Raw genomic sequence first — 15,185 nt, 5'->3', positions numbered from 1 at the left:
ACGTGACGCCCCACCGAGAGGATTTCCGATGAGCGCCGACGCGCTGGCCCCGGTGGCCGGCCCGCAGCCCGACTCCGCCGGCCACTTCGGCCGCTTCGGCGGTCGGTTCGTTCCCGAGGCACTGGTGGCCGCGTTGGACGAGCTCGACGGGGCGTGGCGCTCCGCGATGACGGACGACTCCTTCCGTGCCGAGTTCGGGGCGCTGCTGCGCGACTATGCCGGCACCCCGTCGTTGCTCTACGAGGCCCGGCGGTTCTCCGCGAAGGTCGGCGCGCGGGTGCTGCTCAAGCGTGAGGATCTCAACCACACCGGCGCGCACAAGGTACGCAACGTGCTCGGCCAGGCACTGCTCACCAAGCGGATGGGCAAGACCCGGGTGATCGCGGAGACCGGTGCCGGCCAGCACGGTGTGGCCACCGCGACCGCCGCCGCCCTGTTCGACCTGGAGTGCGTGGTCTACATGGGCCAGGTCGACACCGAGCGGCAGGCGCTGAACGTGGCCCGGATGCGGATGCTCGGGGCCACCGTCGTGCCGGTGACCAACGGCTCGCGCACCCTCAAGGACGCGATGAACGAGGCGATGCGCGACTGGGTGGCCAACGTCGACGAGACGCACTACCTGATCGGCACCGCCGCCGGCCCGCACCCGTTCCCGGCGATGGTCCGCGACTTCGTCCGGGGCATCGGTGACGAGGCCCGCCAGCAGTGCCTCGACCTCACCGGCGCGCTGCCGGACGCGGTGACCGCCTGTGTCGGTGGTGGGTCCAACGCGTTGGGCATCTTCCACGCCTTCGTCGGCGACGACGACGTGCGGCTGTACGGCTTCGAGGCCGGCGGCGACGGGGTGGCCACCGGACGGCACGCGGCGAGCATCACCGGCGGGTCGGCCGGCGTGCTGCACGGCACCCGAACGTACGTGCTGCAGGACGCCGACGGGCAGACCCTGGAGTCGCACTCGATCTCCGCCGGCCTGGACTACCCGGGCGTCGGGCCCGAGCACGCCTGGCTGCACGACACCGGCCGGGCGAACTACCTGCCGGTCACCGACGACGAGGCGATGGCCGCGTTCGAACTGCTCTGCCGCACCGAGGGGATCATCCCGGCGATCGAGAGCGCACACGCGCTCGCCGGCACCGTCGCGCTGGCCCCGAAGCTCGCCGCCGAACTCGGTCGGGAGCCCACCATCGTGGTCAACCTCTCCGGGCGGGGCGACAAGGACGTGCACACCGCCGGTGACTACTTCGGCATCCTCGACAAGGAGCGGTGAGATGAGCCGGATCGGGCTGGCCTTCGACAAGGCCCGCGCCGACGGTCGGGCAGTGCTGGTCGGCTGCATGCCGGCTGGTTTCCCGAGCGTCGAGGGCAGCATCGCCGCGATGATCGCCATGGTCGAGGCCGGCGTCGACGTCATCGAGGTGGAGATCCCCTACTCCGACCCGGTGATGGACGGGCCGGTGATCCAGAAGGCCAGTGACATCGCCCTGGCCGGTGGCGTACGCACCGCCGACACCATGCGCATCATCGAGGCGGTGGCGGCCACCGGCGCGCCGGTGGTCACCATGACCTACTGGAACCCGGTCGAGCGGTACGGCGTGGACGTGTTCGCCCGGGACCTCGCCTCCGCCGGCGGCACCGGTCTGATCACCCCCGACCTGATCCCCGACGAGGCCGACGAGTGGCTCGCGGCCTCGGACGCACACGGGCTGGACCGCACCTTCCTGGTCTCGCCGTCGTCCACCGACGCTCGGCTGGCGATGACCGTGGAGCACTGCCGTGGCTTCGTCTACGCGACCGCCGTCATGGGTGTGACCGGTGCCCGGGCGAGCACGTCGGACGCCGCTCCGACGTTGGTCTCCCGGGTCCGGGCGGTCACCGACCTGCCGGTCGGGGTCGGTCTGGGCGTGGGCACCGGTGCGCAGGCCGGCACCGTCGCCGGGTACGCCGACGGGGTGATCGTCGGCAGTGCCCTGGTCCGGTGCGTGCTCGACGCGCCCACCGAGGCTGACGGGTTGGCCGCGCTGCGTACCCTCAGTGCCGAACTCGCCGAGGGCGTCCGCAACCCCACCCGCTGAGCCCGGCCTCGCTGGCCCCGGCCTCGCTGGCCCCGGCCTCGCTGGCCCCGGCCTCGCTGGCCCCGGCCTCGCTGGCCCCGGCCTCGCTGGCCCCGGCCTCGCTGGCCCCGGCCTCGCTGGCCCCGGCCTCGCTGGCCCCGGCCCCGCTGGCCCCGGCCCCGCTGGCCCCGGCCCCGCTGGGCCCGGGCCCACCGAACTTCCGGCGCTCGTGTCGGCGCGGCGGTCGGCCGGACCGCGCAGCACGCGGGGCATGTCTGTCTGTCTGTTGAGCGATATACCTGTGAGTCATAGTTATGACTCACAGGTATATCGCCTGATCGGATGTGGCCTGGCCGGCGAGACTGTCCGCGGCCACGCGGCGGATCTCGGGACGGCTGCGGCTTGTCAGGGGTGCAGGGACGGGTCCGCGGCCTCGCCGCGTTGCTCCGGTGGCTGCCCGGCCCCCGGATGCCCGTCGTGGCCGGTCCCGGGTCGCTGCCCGTCCTGGCTGGTCCCCGGCCGCGCGTCCTGGCCGGTCCCCGGCCGGCCGTCCTCGGCCGGGCGAGCCGCCGGCAGCGGCGCGGGTGCGTCGGTGCCGGGCGTGCAGGGAACATCCTGGAGTACGCCGGAGCGGCCGGCGCGAGCGTCGGTGACGGCGGCCCGGGTGAGGGGCGTGACCGTCCCGGGCAGCGCGTCGGGGGAGTGCCAGGACAACCGGCAGCCCGGCGGCGGGTCGGCGGCGGGTCGGACCCCGGCCGCGCGGGCCCGGAACACGTGCACGAGGACGTCCGGCAGCGGCCCGACACGGCCGGCCGCAGCCTCCCCTGGAGAGCCGGTCAGGTGGTAGACGCCCACCAGGTCGTCCAGCTCGATCTCCCAGCCGGTCTCCGCCCGGATGTCCCGCAGGGCCGCCCGTACCGGGCTCTCCGCCGGACGTAGTCGCCCACCGGGCAGCGCGTAGCGGCGCTCACCCCGGCCCTGCTGACAGAGCAGCACCCGGCCGGTGTCGTCGCTGACGACCGCGGCGACCGCCCAGGTGAGCGCGCTCATGGACAAAGAGCGTACGGGGGTGCAAACCAGAAGTCACCGAGTTGCGCGCTCCGGCGGCCCGGGGTGCCGCTGTGGGGGTGTGCAGCGGTAGCGTGTGCACCCGTGACCTTCGCCTCGCTGTCCCCCCAGGCGGCCCTGCCCAGCCCCAGCACCGCGGTCTGGCAGCTCGGGCCGGTGCCGATCCGGGCCTACGCGCTCTGCATCATCGCCGGCATCGTGCTGGCCTGCTGGGTAACGGAGCGCCGACTGCGGCAGCGCGGCGTCGCGCCCGGCGCGGTGCTCGACATCGCCGTCTGGGCGGTGCCCGCGGGCATCATCGGCGCCCGGATCTACCACGTGATCACCTCGCCGGAGAAATACTTCGGCGCGGGTGGTGAGCCGATGAAGGCGTTCGCCATCTGGGAGGGCGGCCTCGGCATCTGGGGTGCCGTCGCCGGTGGCGCCCTCGGCGCCTGGATCGCGGCCCGGCAGCTCGGCATCCCGTTCGGGGTGGTGGCCGACGCGCTGGCGCCCGGGCTGCCGCTGGCCCAGGCGGTCGGCCGGCTCGGCAACTGGTTCAACAACGAGTTGTTCGGCGCCCGGACCACCCTGCCGTGGGGCCTGGAGATCCATCGGATGGACCCGGACAACCCAGGGCACGCGCTGCGCGACGACGCGGGGCAGCCGATCCTCGAACCGGGCCTCTACCAGCCGACTTTCCTCTACGAGGCGCTGTGGAACCTCGGCGTCGTCGCCCTGGTCCTCCTCCTCGACCGCCGGCTCAAGCTGGGTCGGGGCCGGGCATTCGCGCTCTACGTGATGGGCTACACCGCAGGCCGGTTCTGGATCGAGCTGATGCGCACCGACGAGGCCAACCAGATCCTCGGTGTCCGGCTCAACGTCTGGACCGCCGCCCTGGTCTTCCTCGGCGGATTGATCTACTTCGTGCGGGTGCGCGGCCCGCAGGAGTTCCTGATCCCGCTCGGCGCGACGGCGACGCCGACCCCGCCCCCCGCGTCCGACCTGTCCCAGGTGGACCTCTCCGAGCGGGAGACCCCCACCCGGGCCGCCGCGCCGGAGGGCTACCGGGTGGTCAGCGAAGAGCAGTACGCCGCCTGGCAGGAGACCGGCGTCGTGCCGCCGGAGCCCGCCAGCGACGAGGCGGCCGGCCCGGACGCCGGCGAGCCTCGCGCCGACGGGACGGCCGTCGACGGCCCGTCCGCCGACGACGACCAGGCGGACGAGCCGTCAGCCGATCGGGCTGACGTCACGGGCACCCGCTCCGCCGACCGGGCTGACGCTGCGGGCGCACGCCCCGCCGACCGGGACAGCTGAGCGGGGGCGACACCGATGCGAAGCGCGGTGGTGGTCGGCGCCGGGGTCGGTGGCCTCGCGGTCGCCGGCGCGCTGGCCCGCTCCGGCTGGATGGTCACCCTGATGGAGCGCGCCGAACGGGTCCGCCCCGAGCCGACCGCCGTGGTGCTCTGGCCCAACGGCGTGCGCGCGCTGCAAGCCCTCGGCCTCGGCGCGGGGCTGGCTGCCATCGCCACTCCGCTACCCGACGGTGGGGTCCGCCGCCCGGACGGGCACTGGCTCGTGCAGCCCCGGCCCATCCCCGCCGACCGGATGCCGGTGGTGGTGCACCGTGAGGACCTGCACGACGCGCTGATCGCCGGTCTCGGCGAGCGGGTCGACCTGCGGACCGGTGTGACCGTGCGCCACGTCCGGGTCGAGCCGGGCGAGCGGCCGGCCGTCAGCGACGGGCGACAGACCATCGAGGTCGACCTGGTGGTCGCGGCCGACGGCACGGACAGCGGCATCCGCCGCCAACTCGCCCCCGAGTCCCGGGTGGTCAGCTCCGGATGTGCCGCCTGGCGGGCCGTCATCCCCTGGTACAAGGCGCCTCGGCTCCCCGACGACCAGCCCTTGGCCGGTGAGATCCTCGGCGCGGGCTACCGGTTCGTGGCCGCGTCGCTGGGCGAGCGCGGCTCGTCGGGTGGCTCCACCCGGGGCGGCATCTACTGGGTGGCAACCGCCGCCGGCGCACCACGCCCCGAACCGCCGGAGACCCAACTCGCCCTGCTGCGCCGCTGGTACGCGGGCTGGCCCGACCCGATCGGCGCGCTGCTCGACGCCACCGACCCCTCCGATCTGGTCCAGCAGGAGGTCCGCGAGTTGCGACCGCTGCCCCGCGCGTACGGCTTCCCGGCCGGGCCCGGCGGGGTGGTGCTGCTCGGCGACGCGGCGCACGCCATGCCACCGCACCTCGGGCAGGGCGCCTGCCTCGCGTTCGAGGACGCCGCCACGCTCGCCTCCCTGCTCCGTGAGGCTCGGCTGCCCGACGCCGTTCAGGCGTACGACCGGGTGCGCCGCCCACGCGCCGCCACGGTGGTGCGGCAGACTCGGCGGATGTCCGCGGTGCTCCAGGCCCGCGGCCGGTTGGCGCTGCGCGCCCGCGACGCCGCGCTCGGCACGATCAACTCCCGACTGCTCTCCAGCGCCGCCGCCTCCGCGGCCCAGTGGCGTCCCCCCACCTGACCGAACCCACCCGTCCGCCACGTCGATCATGGACTTATGGTGGCGGACGAAGCGTGACAAAACCGTCCAAACCTGGCACCACGGCTCCATGATCGACGAGGGAGGCGGGTGGTGGGAGGCGGGTGGCGGGTGGCGGGTGGGGGCCGGGTGGGGGCTAGGGGATCAGGGCTGCGGGTTCGGCGATGCAGGCGGTGCCGATGCGGCGGAAGCCGACCCGCAGGTAGACCCGGGCGATCTCCTCGCTGCCCGCGGAGAGGAAGACCAGGTCGGTGCCGGCCGCGAGGAGTTCCCGGGCGAGGGTGGCGGTGAGCGCGGCGCCCAGCCCGCGCCGGCGGGCGGCCGGCAGGGTGGCCACCCCGGCGATCTCCGCGACGTCGTCGACCCGCATGGCCATGCCGCTGGCCAGCGCGCCCTCGGTCGAGGTGCCGGCCAACGCGGAAATCCGTCGGCCGTCGGCGATTCGGGTGCGCTCCTCGTCGAGCGCGGCGAGTTCGAGTTCGGTGACGGCGGCGTCGCGTTCGGCCGGGCCGGCCTCCCCGGGCGCGGTGCCGGCGGCGGCGAACGACACGGCTGCCACGGCGCGCCGGGCGGCGACGTCGGCGGCGAAGCCGGGGGAGTCGGCGGCCAGCATTCGCACCGCCACGTCGGACAGCGTCGCCGGGTCGGGCAGCTCGGTCGGGTCGAGCACCATCAGCGGTGCCTCCAGCACGTGCAGCCCCGCCGAGCGGGCGACCGCCAGCAGTTCGGGGGTCGTCTCGTGCACCCACTCGAAGGCTTCCGGCAGGCCCAGCTTCCGTTGCCGCTCGCGGACCGAGGCCACGTCGGCCAGCGACGGCGGTTCGGTGGCGTCGAGCCGGGGGCGGGCGTAGAACGGCCAGCCGTTACCGTCGCGGACGAACAACACCAGTCCGCCATGTTCCTCCGCACCGGCGACGTCGCGGGGCACCGAGTCGTAGAAACGTTCCAACCGGTCGAAGACGTGCTTGTTGAGCGGATCCACCGCGCGAGACTACATGTCCCAGCCAGTGGACGGTGTGATCAATCTCAGGTGGCCGTGCGACCGCCGCCCTAACGTAGACTCAATAGACCCACGGGCCGACGTCGTCCCCACCATGATCCAACCTGAGTGACGACAGGAGGCCCGGTGGCTCAGCCGTACGCGGATATGACACAGCCGTACCCGCACAGCCCGCAGGCGTCCCCGATGCCCGACGCCCACCCGTCCGCCCAGGGCCTCTACGACCCGGCGCAGGAGCACGACGCCTGCGGAGTGGCCTTCGTAGCGGATCTGCACGGCCGGCGTTCGCACGCGGTCGTCGCGAACGGGCTCGGCGCCCTGTGTCGACTGGACCATCGCGGCGCCCGGGGCGCGGAGCCGAACACCGGCGACGGCGCGGGCATCATGATCCAGGTCCCCGACGCGTTCCTGCGCGCGGTGGCCGACGTCGCGCTTCCCCCGGCCGGCGAGTACGCGACGGGGCTGGTCTTCCTCCCCGACGACGACACCGCCGAGGCCCGCGCCCGGCGGGTGGTCGAGAAGTACGCGCTGGTCGAGGGTGCCGACCTGCTCGGCTGGCGCGACGTGCCGATCGACCCCAGCGAGCTTGGCGAGACCGCCCTGGCGGCGATGCCCCGGGTCCGACAGCTCTTCCTTGCCGCCCGCCGGCTCACCGACGCGCCCGAGGGGCCGGCCGGTTCCCCGCTGCACGGCATCGAGCTGGACCGGGTGGCGTTCAGCCTGCGCAAGCAGGCCGAACGGGAGACCGCCGAGCGGGGCGTGCCGGCGTACTTCCCGTCGCTGTCCAGCCGCACCATGGTCTACAAGGGAATGCTCACCCCCGACCAGTTGCCGGCGTTCTACCCGGATCTGCGTGACGAGCGGATCGACAGCGCGATCGCGTTGGTGCACTCCCGCTTCTCCACCAACACGTTCCCGTCCTGGCCGCTGGCGCACCCGTACCGGTTCATCGCCCACAACGGCGAGATCAACACGATCCGGGGCAACCGCAACTGGATGCAGGCGCGGGAGGCGCTGCTGCGCTCGCCTAACGTGCCGGGCAACATCCGGCGGGTCTTCCCGGTCTGCACGCCCGGCGCCTCCGACTCGGCGAACTTCGATGAGGTCCTGGAGCTGCTGCACCTGGCGGGGCGGAGCCTGCCGCACGCGGTGCTCATGATGATCCCCGAGGCGTGGGAGAACGACCCCGGCATGGAGCCGGCGAAGCGCGCCTTTTACCGCTTCCACGCCAGCCTGATGGAGCCGTGGGACGGTCCCGCGTCGGTGGCCTTCACCGACGGCGAGATCGTCGGCGCGGTGCTGGACCGCAACGGGCTGCGTCCGGGGCGCTGGTGGCAGACCGACGACGGCCTGGTCGTGCTCGGTTCCGAGGCGGGCGTGCTCGACCTCGACCCGGCCCACGTGGTCGCGAAGGGGCGACTCCAGCCGGGCAAGATGTTCCTGGTCGACACCGTCGCCGGTCGGATCGTGCACGACGAGGAGATCAAGTCCGAGTTGGCCGCCGCCCAGCCGTACGGCGAGTGGCTGCACGCCGGGCTGATCGAGTTGGGCGACCTGCCGGCCCGCGAGCACACCGTCTACACCCACGACTCGGTGCGCCGCCGGCAGCAGACCTTCGGCTACACCGAGGAGGAGCTGAAGATCCTGCTCGGGCCGATGGCCCGCACCGGCGCCGAGCCGCTCGGTTCGATGGGCACGGACACCCCGATCTCGCCGTTGTCGACCCGGCCGCGGCTGCTCTACGACTACTTCCACCAGCTCTTCGCCCAGGTCACCAACCCGCCGCTGGACGCCATCCGGGAAGAGTTGGTGACCAGCCTGGCGTCGACCATCGGGCCGGAGGGCAACCTGCTCGACCCGGGCGCGGCGAGCTGCCGGCAGATCGTGCTGCCGCACCCGATCCTCGACAACGACGAGCTGGCGAAGATCCTCTCCATCGACGAGGACGGCGACCTGCCCGGCTTCAAGGCGGTCCGGGTGTCCGGGCTGTACCGCATCCGGGAGGGCGCCGCCGGGATCAAGGCGCGGCTGACCGAGATCTGCCGGCACGTCTCCGAGGCGATCGAGGACGGCGTCCGGATCCTGGTGCTCTCCGACCGGGACTCCAACGCCGACCTGGCGCCGATCCCGTCGCTGCTGCTCACCGCCGCGGTGCACCAGCACCTGGTGCGCGAGCAGACCCGCACCCAGGCGGCGTTGATCGTCGAGTCCGGCGACTGCCGGGAGGTGCACCACGCGGCCGTCCTGATCGGCTACGGCGCGGCGGCGGTCAACCCGTACCTGGCGTTCGAGTCGGTCGAGGACATGATCCACACTGGCGCGCTGGCGGGGGTGGAGCCCGCCGCCGCGGTGCGCAACTACGCGAAGGCGCTCGGCAAGGGCGTCCTGAAGATCATGTCGAAGATGGGCATCTCGACGGTCTCCTCGTACTGCGGGGCGCAGGTCTTCGAGGCGGTCGGCCTGGACAGCCGGCTGGTCGAGCGCTACTTCCGGGGCACCCCCAGCCGCATCGGTGGGGTGGGTCTCGCGGGCGTGCACACCGAGGTGGCCGCCCGACACGCGCTGGCCTGGCCGCCGGCCGGCACCGCGGCGTCCGACCGGTTGGAGGTCGGTGGCGAATACCAGTGGCGCCGCGAGGGTGAGCTGCACCTGTTCAACCCGGAGACGGTCTTCCTGCTGCAGCACGCCACCCGCAGCCGGCAGTACGACGTCTTCCGGCAGTACACCGCGAAGGTCGACGCGCTCGCCGCGCAGGCCGGTTCGCTGCGCGGGCTGTTCACCCTGCGCACCGGGCTCCGCCCGGCGGTGCCGATCGAGGAGGTCGAGCCGGCCACCGAGATCGTCAAGCGCTTCGCCACCGGCGCCATGTCGTACGGGTCGATCTCCGCCGAGGCACACGAGACGCTGGCCATCGCGATGAACCGGCTCGGCGGCAAGTCCAACACCGGTGAGGGCGGCGAGGACGTCGAGCGGTTGCACGACCCGGCGCGCCGTTCGGCGGTCAAGCAGATCGCCAGCGGCCGGTTCGGTGTGACAAGCGAATACCTGGTCAACGCCGACGACCTCCAGATCAAGATGGCCCAGGGCGCGAAGCCGGGCGAGGGCGGTCAGTTGCCCGGCAACAAGGTCTGGCCGTGGATCGCCCGTACCCGGCACGCCACTCCCGGCGTGGGTCTGATCTCGCCGCCGCCGCACCACGACATCTACTCCATCGAGGACCTCGCCCAGTTGGTGCACGACCTGAAGTGCGTCAACCCGGCGGCCCGGGTGCACGTCAAGCTGGTCAGCGAGGTCGGCGTCGGCACCGTCGCCGCCGGGGTGGCGAAGCTCAAGGCGGACGTCATCCTGATCTCCGGGCACGACGGCGGCACGGGCGCGTCCCCGATGAACTCGCTCAAGCACGCGGGCACCCCGTGGGAGCTGGGGCTGGCCGAGGCCCAGCAGACGCTGCTGCTGAACAAGCTGCGCGACCGGGTCACCGTGCAGGTCGACGGTCAGCTCAAGACCGGCCGGGACGTGCTGATCGCGGCGCTGCTCGGCGCGGAGGAGTTCGGCTTCGCGACCGCGCCGCTGATCGTCGAGGGTTGCGTGATGATGCGGGTCTGCCACCTGGACACCTGCCCGGTCGGCATCGCCACCCAGAATCCGGTGCTGCGGGAGCGCTTCACCGGCAAGCCGGAGTTCGTGGAGAACTTCTTCCTCTTCCTCGCCGAGGAGGTCCGGGGGTACCTGGCCGAGCTGGGTTTCCGGTCGATCGAGGAGGCGATCGGGCAGTCCGAGCTGCTCGACGTGGCCCCGGCCCTGACGCACTGGAAGGCGCACGGGTTGGACCTGGCGCCCGTCCTGCACCTGCCGGAGCTGCCCGCCGGCGCGGCCCGACGCGGGATCCGCGCGCAGGATCACGGCCTGGATCAGGCGCTCGACAACGAGCTGATCGCGCTGGCCCGTCCGGCTCTGACGGACGGGGCGCCGGTGCGGGTCGAGGTGGCGGTGCGCAACGAGCACCGCAGCGTCGGCGCGATGCTCGGCGGGGAGGTCACCCGTCGCTTCGGCGGTGCCGGCCTTCCGGACGACACCATCGAGTTCGTGCTGCACGGCACGGCCGGGCAGTCGTTCGGTGCGTTCCTGCCGCGCGGGGTGACCCTGCGGCTGCACGGCGACGCCAACGACTACGTGGCCAAGGGCCTCTCCGGTGGGCGGATCATCGTCCGTCCGGACGCCGCCGCGCCGTTCCTCGACCCGGACGCCGAGCCGGGGCAGCGGGCCGAGGACCAGATCATCGCCGGCAACACCATCCTGTACGGCGCCACGGCGGGCGAGGTCTTCCTGCGTGGCCGGGTGGGGGAGCGGTTCGCGGTGCGTAACTCCGGCGCGGTCGCCGTGGTCGAGGGTGTCGGCGACCACGGTTGCGAGTACATGACCGGCGGCACGGTCGTGGTGCTCGGCGCGACCGGCCGCAACTTCGCGGCCGGCATGTCCGGCGGCACGGCGTACGTGCACCACCTGGACCGTGCGCGGGTCAACACCGAGCTGGTGGACCTGGCGCCGCTGGGCGAGCAGGAGCAGGCGCTGCTGCACGAGCTGGTCCAGCGGCACGTGGCCGAGACCGGGTCGGCGGTCGCCGAGGAGCTGCTCAAGCGCTGGCCGGAGGCGGTGGCCGAGTTCACCGCCGTGGTGCCCCGCGACTACCGCCGGGTGCTGGAGATCATGCGGGCCGCCGAAGCCGCCGGCCGCGACGTCGACGACGCGGTCATGACAGAACTGACCGCAGCCGCTGTGCCGGCGATGCCGGTGCCGCCCGCCCCGCGGGTGGCGGCCCAGGAGGTGGCACGTGCCTGACCCGAACGGTTTCCTGCGCTACGACCGGCGACTGCCGGCCCGCCGTCCGGTGCCGGTGCGGATCAGCGACTGGCGTGAGGTCTACCCGCCGGCCGGCGAGGAGCTGGTCCGTGAGCAGGCCACGCGGTGCATGGACTGCGGCATCCCGTTCTGCCACGACGGCTGCCCGCTGGGCAATCGCATCCCGGACTGGAACGACCTGGTCCGTACCGGCAACTGGGACGCCGCGGTGGAGTCGCTGCACGCCACCAACAACTTCCCGGAGTTCACCGGTCGGCTCTGTCCGGCGCCCTGCGAGGCGGCCTGCGTGCTCGGCATCTCCGGTGGTCAACCGGTGACCATCAAGCAGGTCGAGGTGGAGATCGCCGACGCGGCCGCAGCGCGCGGGTTCACCCCCCGCCCGGTGCCGGCGCCGTCCGGCCGGTCGGTCGCCGTCGTCGGCTCCGGCCCCGCCGGGCTCGCCGCCGCCCAGCAGTTGGCCCGCGCCGGTCACGCGGTGACGGTGTACGAGCGGGACGACGCGATCGGTGGTCTGCTCCGGTACGGCATCCCCGACTTCAAGTTGGAGAAGCGGCACATCGACGCCCGGTTGGCCCAGCTCGCCGCCGAGGGGGTGCGCTTCCGTACCGGCGTGAACGTCGGGGTGGACGTCACCGCCGAGCAGTTGCGCGCCGAGCACGACGCGGTGCTGTTGGCCTGTGGCGCGTTGCAGGGCCGGGACACGCCGGAAACCCCGGGACGGGCGCTTCGGGGCGTACACCAGGCGATGGCGCATCTGGTCGCGGCGAATCGCGCGGTCGCCACCGCGGCCACCGACCAGGCCGGCGTCGTGGCTACCGACGAGCGTCGGCTGGCGCGGGCGGTGTTGCCGGACGGCACTCCGATCGACGCGGCCGGAAAGCACGTGGTGATCATCGGTGGCGGTGACACCGCGGCGGACTGTCTCGGCGTCGCGCACCGTCAGGGCGCCGCGGGCGTGCACCAGCTCGACCTGTACCCGCAGCCTCCGCAGGAGCGCGACGAGGCACGGGACCCGTGGCCGACCTGGCCGTGGGTGCTGCGCAGCTACCCGGCGCACGAGGAGGGTGGCGAGCGGGTCTTCGCCGTGGCGGTGCAGGAGTTCGTGGACGACGGCACCGGCCAGGTGCGGGCGGTGCGGATCGCCGAGGTGACCGTGGAGAAGCGCGACGGCCGGCGGGTCGTCACCGTGGTGCCCGGCTCCGAGCGGGAGCTGCCGGCCGATCTGGTGCTGCTGGCGATCGGCTTCGAGGGCACCGAGCAGCAGCCGCTGCTGGCCCAGTTCGGGGTGACCCGCAACCCTCGCGGCGCGGTCGACGCCCGCGACGACTGGCAGACCGACGCCGACGGGGTGTTCGTCGCCGGCGACATGCACCGGGGCGCCTCGCTGATCGTCTGGGCCATCGCCGAGGGTCGTGCGGCGGCCGCCGCCATCCACGGGTACCTCGGCGGCGCCGGCACGTTGTCGGCCCCGGTCGGCCCGGCCGCGCAGGCCCTCGCCGCTCGCTGAGGCTCGGGGGCTTCACCAGGCTGGTCGATGGAGGTCCGGCCGGTGGGCAGTTTCTGCCCACCGGCCGGGCATTCCCGCTGGTGAAGCTGCTCACAAATATGGGCAAATAGGTTTAAGGCGGCAAGACTTATCGGCTGCCGAACCGCGCCGCGATCGGCCTGAATGCTCATGCTGCCGATCGCTGGAGGTTCGTCGTGGCCCGAGGTGCCACCTTCGCCGCGCTGCGCCATCGCAACTACCGCATCTGGGCGCTCGCCGGGTTCGTCTCCGTCATCGGCACCTGGATGCAGGTCCTCGGGGTCAACTGGTACGTCCTGAAGCAGACCGGCTCGGCGACGTCCATGGGCTTCGCGGTGCTGCTCCAGGCGGCACCCACCCTGCTGCTCAGCGTCTGGGGAGGCGTGCTGGCCGACCGTCTGCCGGCCCGCCCGTTGCTGATCACCGCCCAGGTGGCCCACGCGGCGCTCGCCGCCGGGCTGGGCGCGGTCGCCCTGACCGGTTTCGGCGGCCTACCGCTGATCTTCGCGATCTCCCTGGCCACCGGTGCCGTCTCGGCCATCGAGGGCCCGGTGATGGGGCGCTGGGCCTCCACCCTCGTCGACCGGGAGACCCTCGGCAACGCCCTGGCGCTCGGTTCGCTCTCCAACTCCGCCGGCCGCATCCTCGGCATGAGCCTTGGCGCCGTCGTGGTGGCCGCCGTCGGCCCCGCCCTGCTGTTCGGCATCAACGCGGCGAGCTTCGCCGCCGTGGTGGTGGCGCTGTTCGCCGTCCGTCCGGGGGCCGTGGCCGGTGTGGCGGTGACCGCCGCCGGCGCGACCCGCAGTGGCGTTCGGGCCGGGTTCGCCTACCTGCGCGGGCAGCCGGTGCTGCTCCTCGCGCTCGCCCTGTCGTTCGTGCTCGGCAGCCTGGGCCGCAACTACCAGGTGACGATGGCGGCGATGAGCGACGGCCCGCTGAACGCCGGTGCCTCCGGCTACGGCGTCCTGTCGACCGTCTTCGCGATCGGAACGGTGCTCGGTGCCCTCGTCGCGGCCCGCCGACGTTCCCTGGGCTACCGGACGCTCGTCGCCGCCGGCCTGCTCGCCAGCGGGCTGCAGATCGTCGCCGGCCTCGCCCCGGGCACCGTGAGCTTCGCGGCGGTGATCCTCCCGATCGCCGCCGCCGCTGTGGTCATCGACACCACCGTCGGCACCCGCGCCCAACTCGACACCGACGCCGCGATGCGGGGCCGGGTGCTCGCCGCGCTGGCGGTCACCGGCTCGGTCTCCGCCGCGGTCGGCGCACCGCTGCTCGGCTGGCTCGCGGAGTACGCCGGACCGCGCCAGACGCTCGTCCTCGCCGGGACCGCCGCGACGATCGCCACGGTCGCGGCGGCGGTCGCCCTGGACCGCCAGCACGCCCGCGCGGCGACCCTCGCGCTGGTCACGCCCCGGCCACGCCATCCGGTACGACGGATGGCGTTCCGGGCCGCCCGCATCGTCCGTCCCGCCGGGGCGGTCTGTGTGATCGCGCCCGCCGACGGCGTTCGATCGGGCTCGATCCGGCTCCCGGAGTTGGCCACGGCCGGGCCGGTGACACGCCGCTGAGACAGCGGTCACCCCGGGCGGCCCCCGCACGGGACCTGACGACACGAAGATCATCGTTACGCTGCGATCATGGACATCGAGGAGCGGCTACGACGGACCCGTCGGTGGCTGTGGATCGTGCTGATCGGGCTCTTCCTGAGCGGTGCCACCGCGTTTCCGCTGGAGATCGAGGTGCGCTGGCTGCTGCGCGCGCTGGACCCGCTCGCCGGCCAACTGCCCGCCCTGGTCGCCTGGATCGAGCGGGTGCACACCGGGCTCGTCACGGCCGGCGAGGACTACCCGTTCCTGCTCTACGGCACCGACTGGCTGGCCTTCGCCCACCTGGTGCTGGCGGTGGCGTTCTGGGGGCCGCTGCGCGACCCGGTGCGCAACGTCTGGGTGGTGCAGGTCGGCATGATCGCCTGCGCGGGCATCGTCCCCCTGGCGCTGATCTGCGGGCCGATCCGCGACATCCCCTGGTTCTGGACGCTCATCGACCTGTCCTTCGCGGTCGGTGCGTTCCCGCCGCTCTGGTTCGCCTACCGGCACATCCGCGCCGTCGAGGCAAGCACAACCCAAGCGCCCCCAACCCCGTAAACCCCCGCCCCACCCCGCCC

The 15,185-nt window shown here is 73.3% G+C and carries 10 protein-coding genes; 8 read left to right on the top strand and 2 right to left on the bottom strand.

The window, feature by feature from the left end:
* Window positions 1–28: 28 nt before the first annotated feature.
* Together trpB and trpA are read left to right on the top strand one after the other, a co-directional pair.
* Window positions 29–1,267, top strand: a complete 1,239-nt coding sequence (trpB, locus tag ABGB10_RS02750; protein ID WP_347659247.1) for a tryptophan synthase subunit beta — start codon at window positions 29–31, stop codon at window positions 1,265–1,267.
* Between the two features lies 1 nt (window position 1,268).
* A complete protein-coding gene (gene trpA, locus ABGB10_RS02745; RefSeq protein WP_347659246.1) occupies window positions 1,269–2,072 on the top strand; it encodes a tryptophan synthase subunit alpha in 804 nt (267 codons plus the stop codon).
* Window positions 2,073–2,456: 384 nt separating this feature from the next.
* On the opposite strand, the gene ABGB10_RS02740 is transcribed toward trpA, so the two are convergent.
* Window positions 2,457–3,101 (bottom strand): NUDIX hydrolase, encoded by a 645-nt coding sequence (locus tag ABGB10_RS02740; RefSeq protein ID WP_347659245.1) that lies wholly within the window; start codon window positions 3,099–3,101, stop codon window positions 2,457–2,459.
* Window positions 3,102–3,203: 102 nt separating this feature from the next.
* Here ABGB10_RS02740 and lgt point away from each other — a divergent pair, with 102 nt between their 5' ends.
* Both lgt and ABGB10_RS02730 read left to right on the top strand, forming a co-directional pair.
* Window positions 3,204–4,415 (top strand): prolipoprotein diacylglyceryl transferase, encoded by a 1,212-nt coding sequence (lgt, locus tag ABGB10_RS02735; RefSeq protein ID WP_347659244.1) that lies wholly within the window; start codon window positions 3,204–3,206, stop codon window positions 4,413–4,415.
* Between the two features lie 15 nt (window positions 4,416–4,430).
* The gene (locus ABGB10_RS02730) at window positions 4,431–5,618 is read left to right on the top strand and encodes an FAD-dependent monooxygenase (protein WP_347659243.1); all 1,188 of its coding nucleotides are present in this window, start codon (window positions 4,431–4,433) and stop codon (window positions 5,616–5,618) included.
* Between the two features lie 154 nt (window positions 5,619–5,772).
* Here the strand turns inward: ABGB10_RS02730 and ABGB10_RS02725 are convergent, their stop codons facing one another.
* Window positions 5,773–6,618: a GNAT family N-acetyltransferase gene (locus tag ABGB10_RS02725; RefSeq protein WP_347659242.1), complete on the bottom strand. Its 846-nt coding sequence runs from the start codon at window positions 6,616–6,618 to the stop codon at window positions 5,773–5,775.
* Between the two features lie 165 nt (window positions 6,619–6,783).
* On the opposite strand from ABGB10_RS02725, the gene gltB reads away from it, so the two are divergent.
* The 4 genes from gltB (at window position 6,784) to ABGB10_RS02705 (ending at window position 15,165) form a co-directional block, all read left to right on the top strand.
* Window positions 6,784–11,475, top strand: a complete 4,692-nt coding sequence (gltB, locus tag ABGB10_RS02720; RefSeq protein WP_347659679.1) for a glutamate synthase large subunit — start codon at window positions 6,784–6,786, stop codon at window positions 11,473–11,475.
* Entirely contained in the window at window positions 11,468–13,003 is a 1,536-nt protein-coding gene (locus tag ABGB10_RS02715; protein WP_347659241.1) for a glutamate synthase subunit beta, read from the top strand. Before gltB ends, ABGB10_RS02715 begins: the two co-directional genes overlap by 8 nt.
* Before the next feature lie 194 nt (window positions 13,004–13,197).
* On the top strand, window positions 13,198–14,589 hold the full coding sequence (locus ABGB10_RS02710; protein WP_347659240.1) for an MFS transporter: 1,392 nt from the start codon (window positions 13,198–13,200) through the stop codon (window positions 14,587–14,589).
* Between the two features lie 69 nt (window positions 14,590–14,658).
* Complete coding sequence (locus tag ABGB10_RS02705) at window positions 14,659–15,165, top strand: hypothetical protein (protein ID WP_347659239.1); 507 nt, start codon at window positions 14,659–14,661, stop codon at window positions 15,163–15,165.
* Window positions 15,166–15,185 lie beyond the last annotated feature (20 nt).

The sequence above is a fragment of the Micromonospora sp. B9E7 genome, assembly GCF_039871815.1.
Lineage (GTDB): Bacteria > Actinomycetota > Actinomycetes > Mycobacteriales > Micromonosporaceae > Micromonospora.
This window is presented reverse-complemented; position numbering and strand designations above follow the sequence as displayed.

What these genes read in the sequence shown, in the direction of transcription:
- trpB (WP_347659247.1), top strand. Translation starts at nt 29, where the DNA reads ATGAGCGCCGACGCGCTGGCCCCGGTGGCCGGCCCGCAGCCCGACTCC.
- trpA (WP_347659246.1), top strand. Translation starts at nt 1,269, where the DNA reads ATGAGCCGGATCGGGCTGGCCTTCGACAAGGCCCGCGCCGACGGTCGG.
- ABGB10_RS02740 (WP_347659245.1), bottom strand. Translation starts at nt 3,101, where the DNA reads ATGAGCGCGCTCACCTGGGCGGTCGCCGCGGTCGTCAGCGACGACACC.
- ABGB10_RS02730 (WP_347659243.1), top strand. Translation starts at nt 4,431, where the DNA reads ATGCGAAGCGCGGTGGTGGTCGGCGCCGGGGTCGGTGGCCTCGCGGTC.
- gltB (WP_347659679.1), top strand. Translation starts at nt 6,784, where the DNA reads ATGACACAGCCGTACCCGCACAGCCCGCAGGCGTCCCCGATGCCCGAC.
- ABGB10_RS02705 (WP_347659239.1), top strand. Translation starts at nt 14,659, where the DNA reads ATGGACATCGAGGAGCGGCTACGACGGACCCGTCGGTGGCTGTGGATC.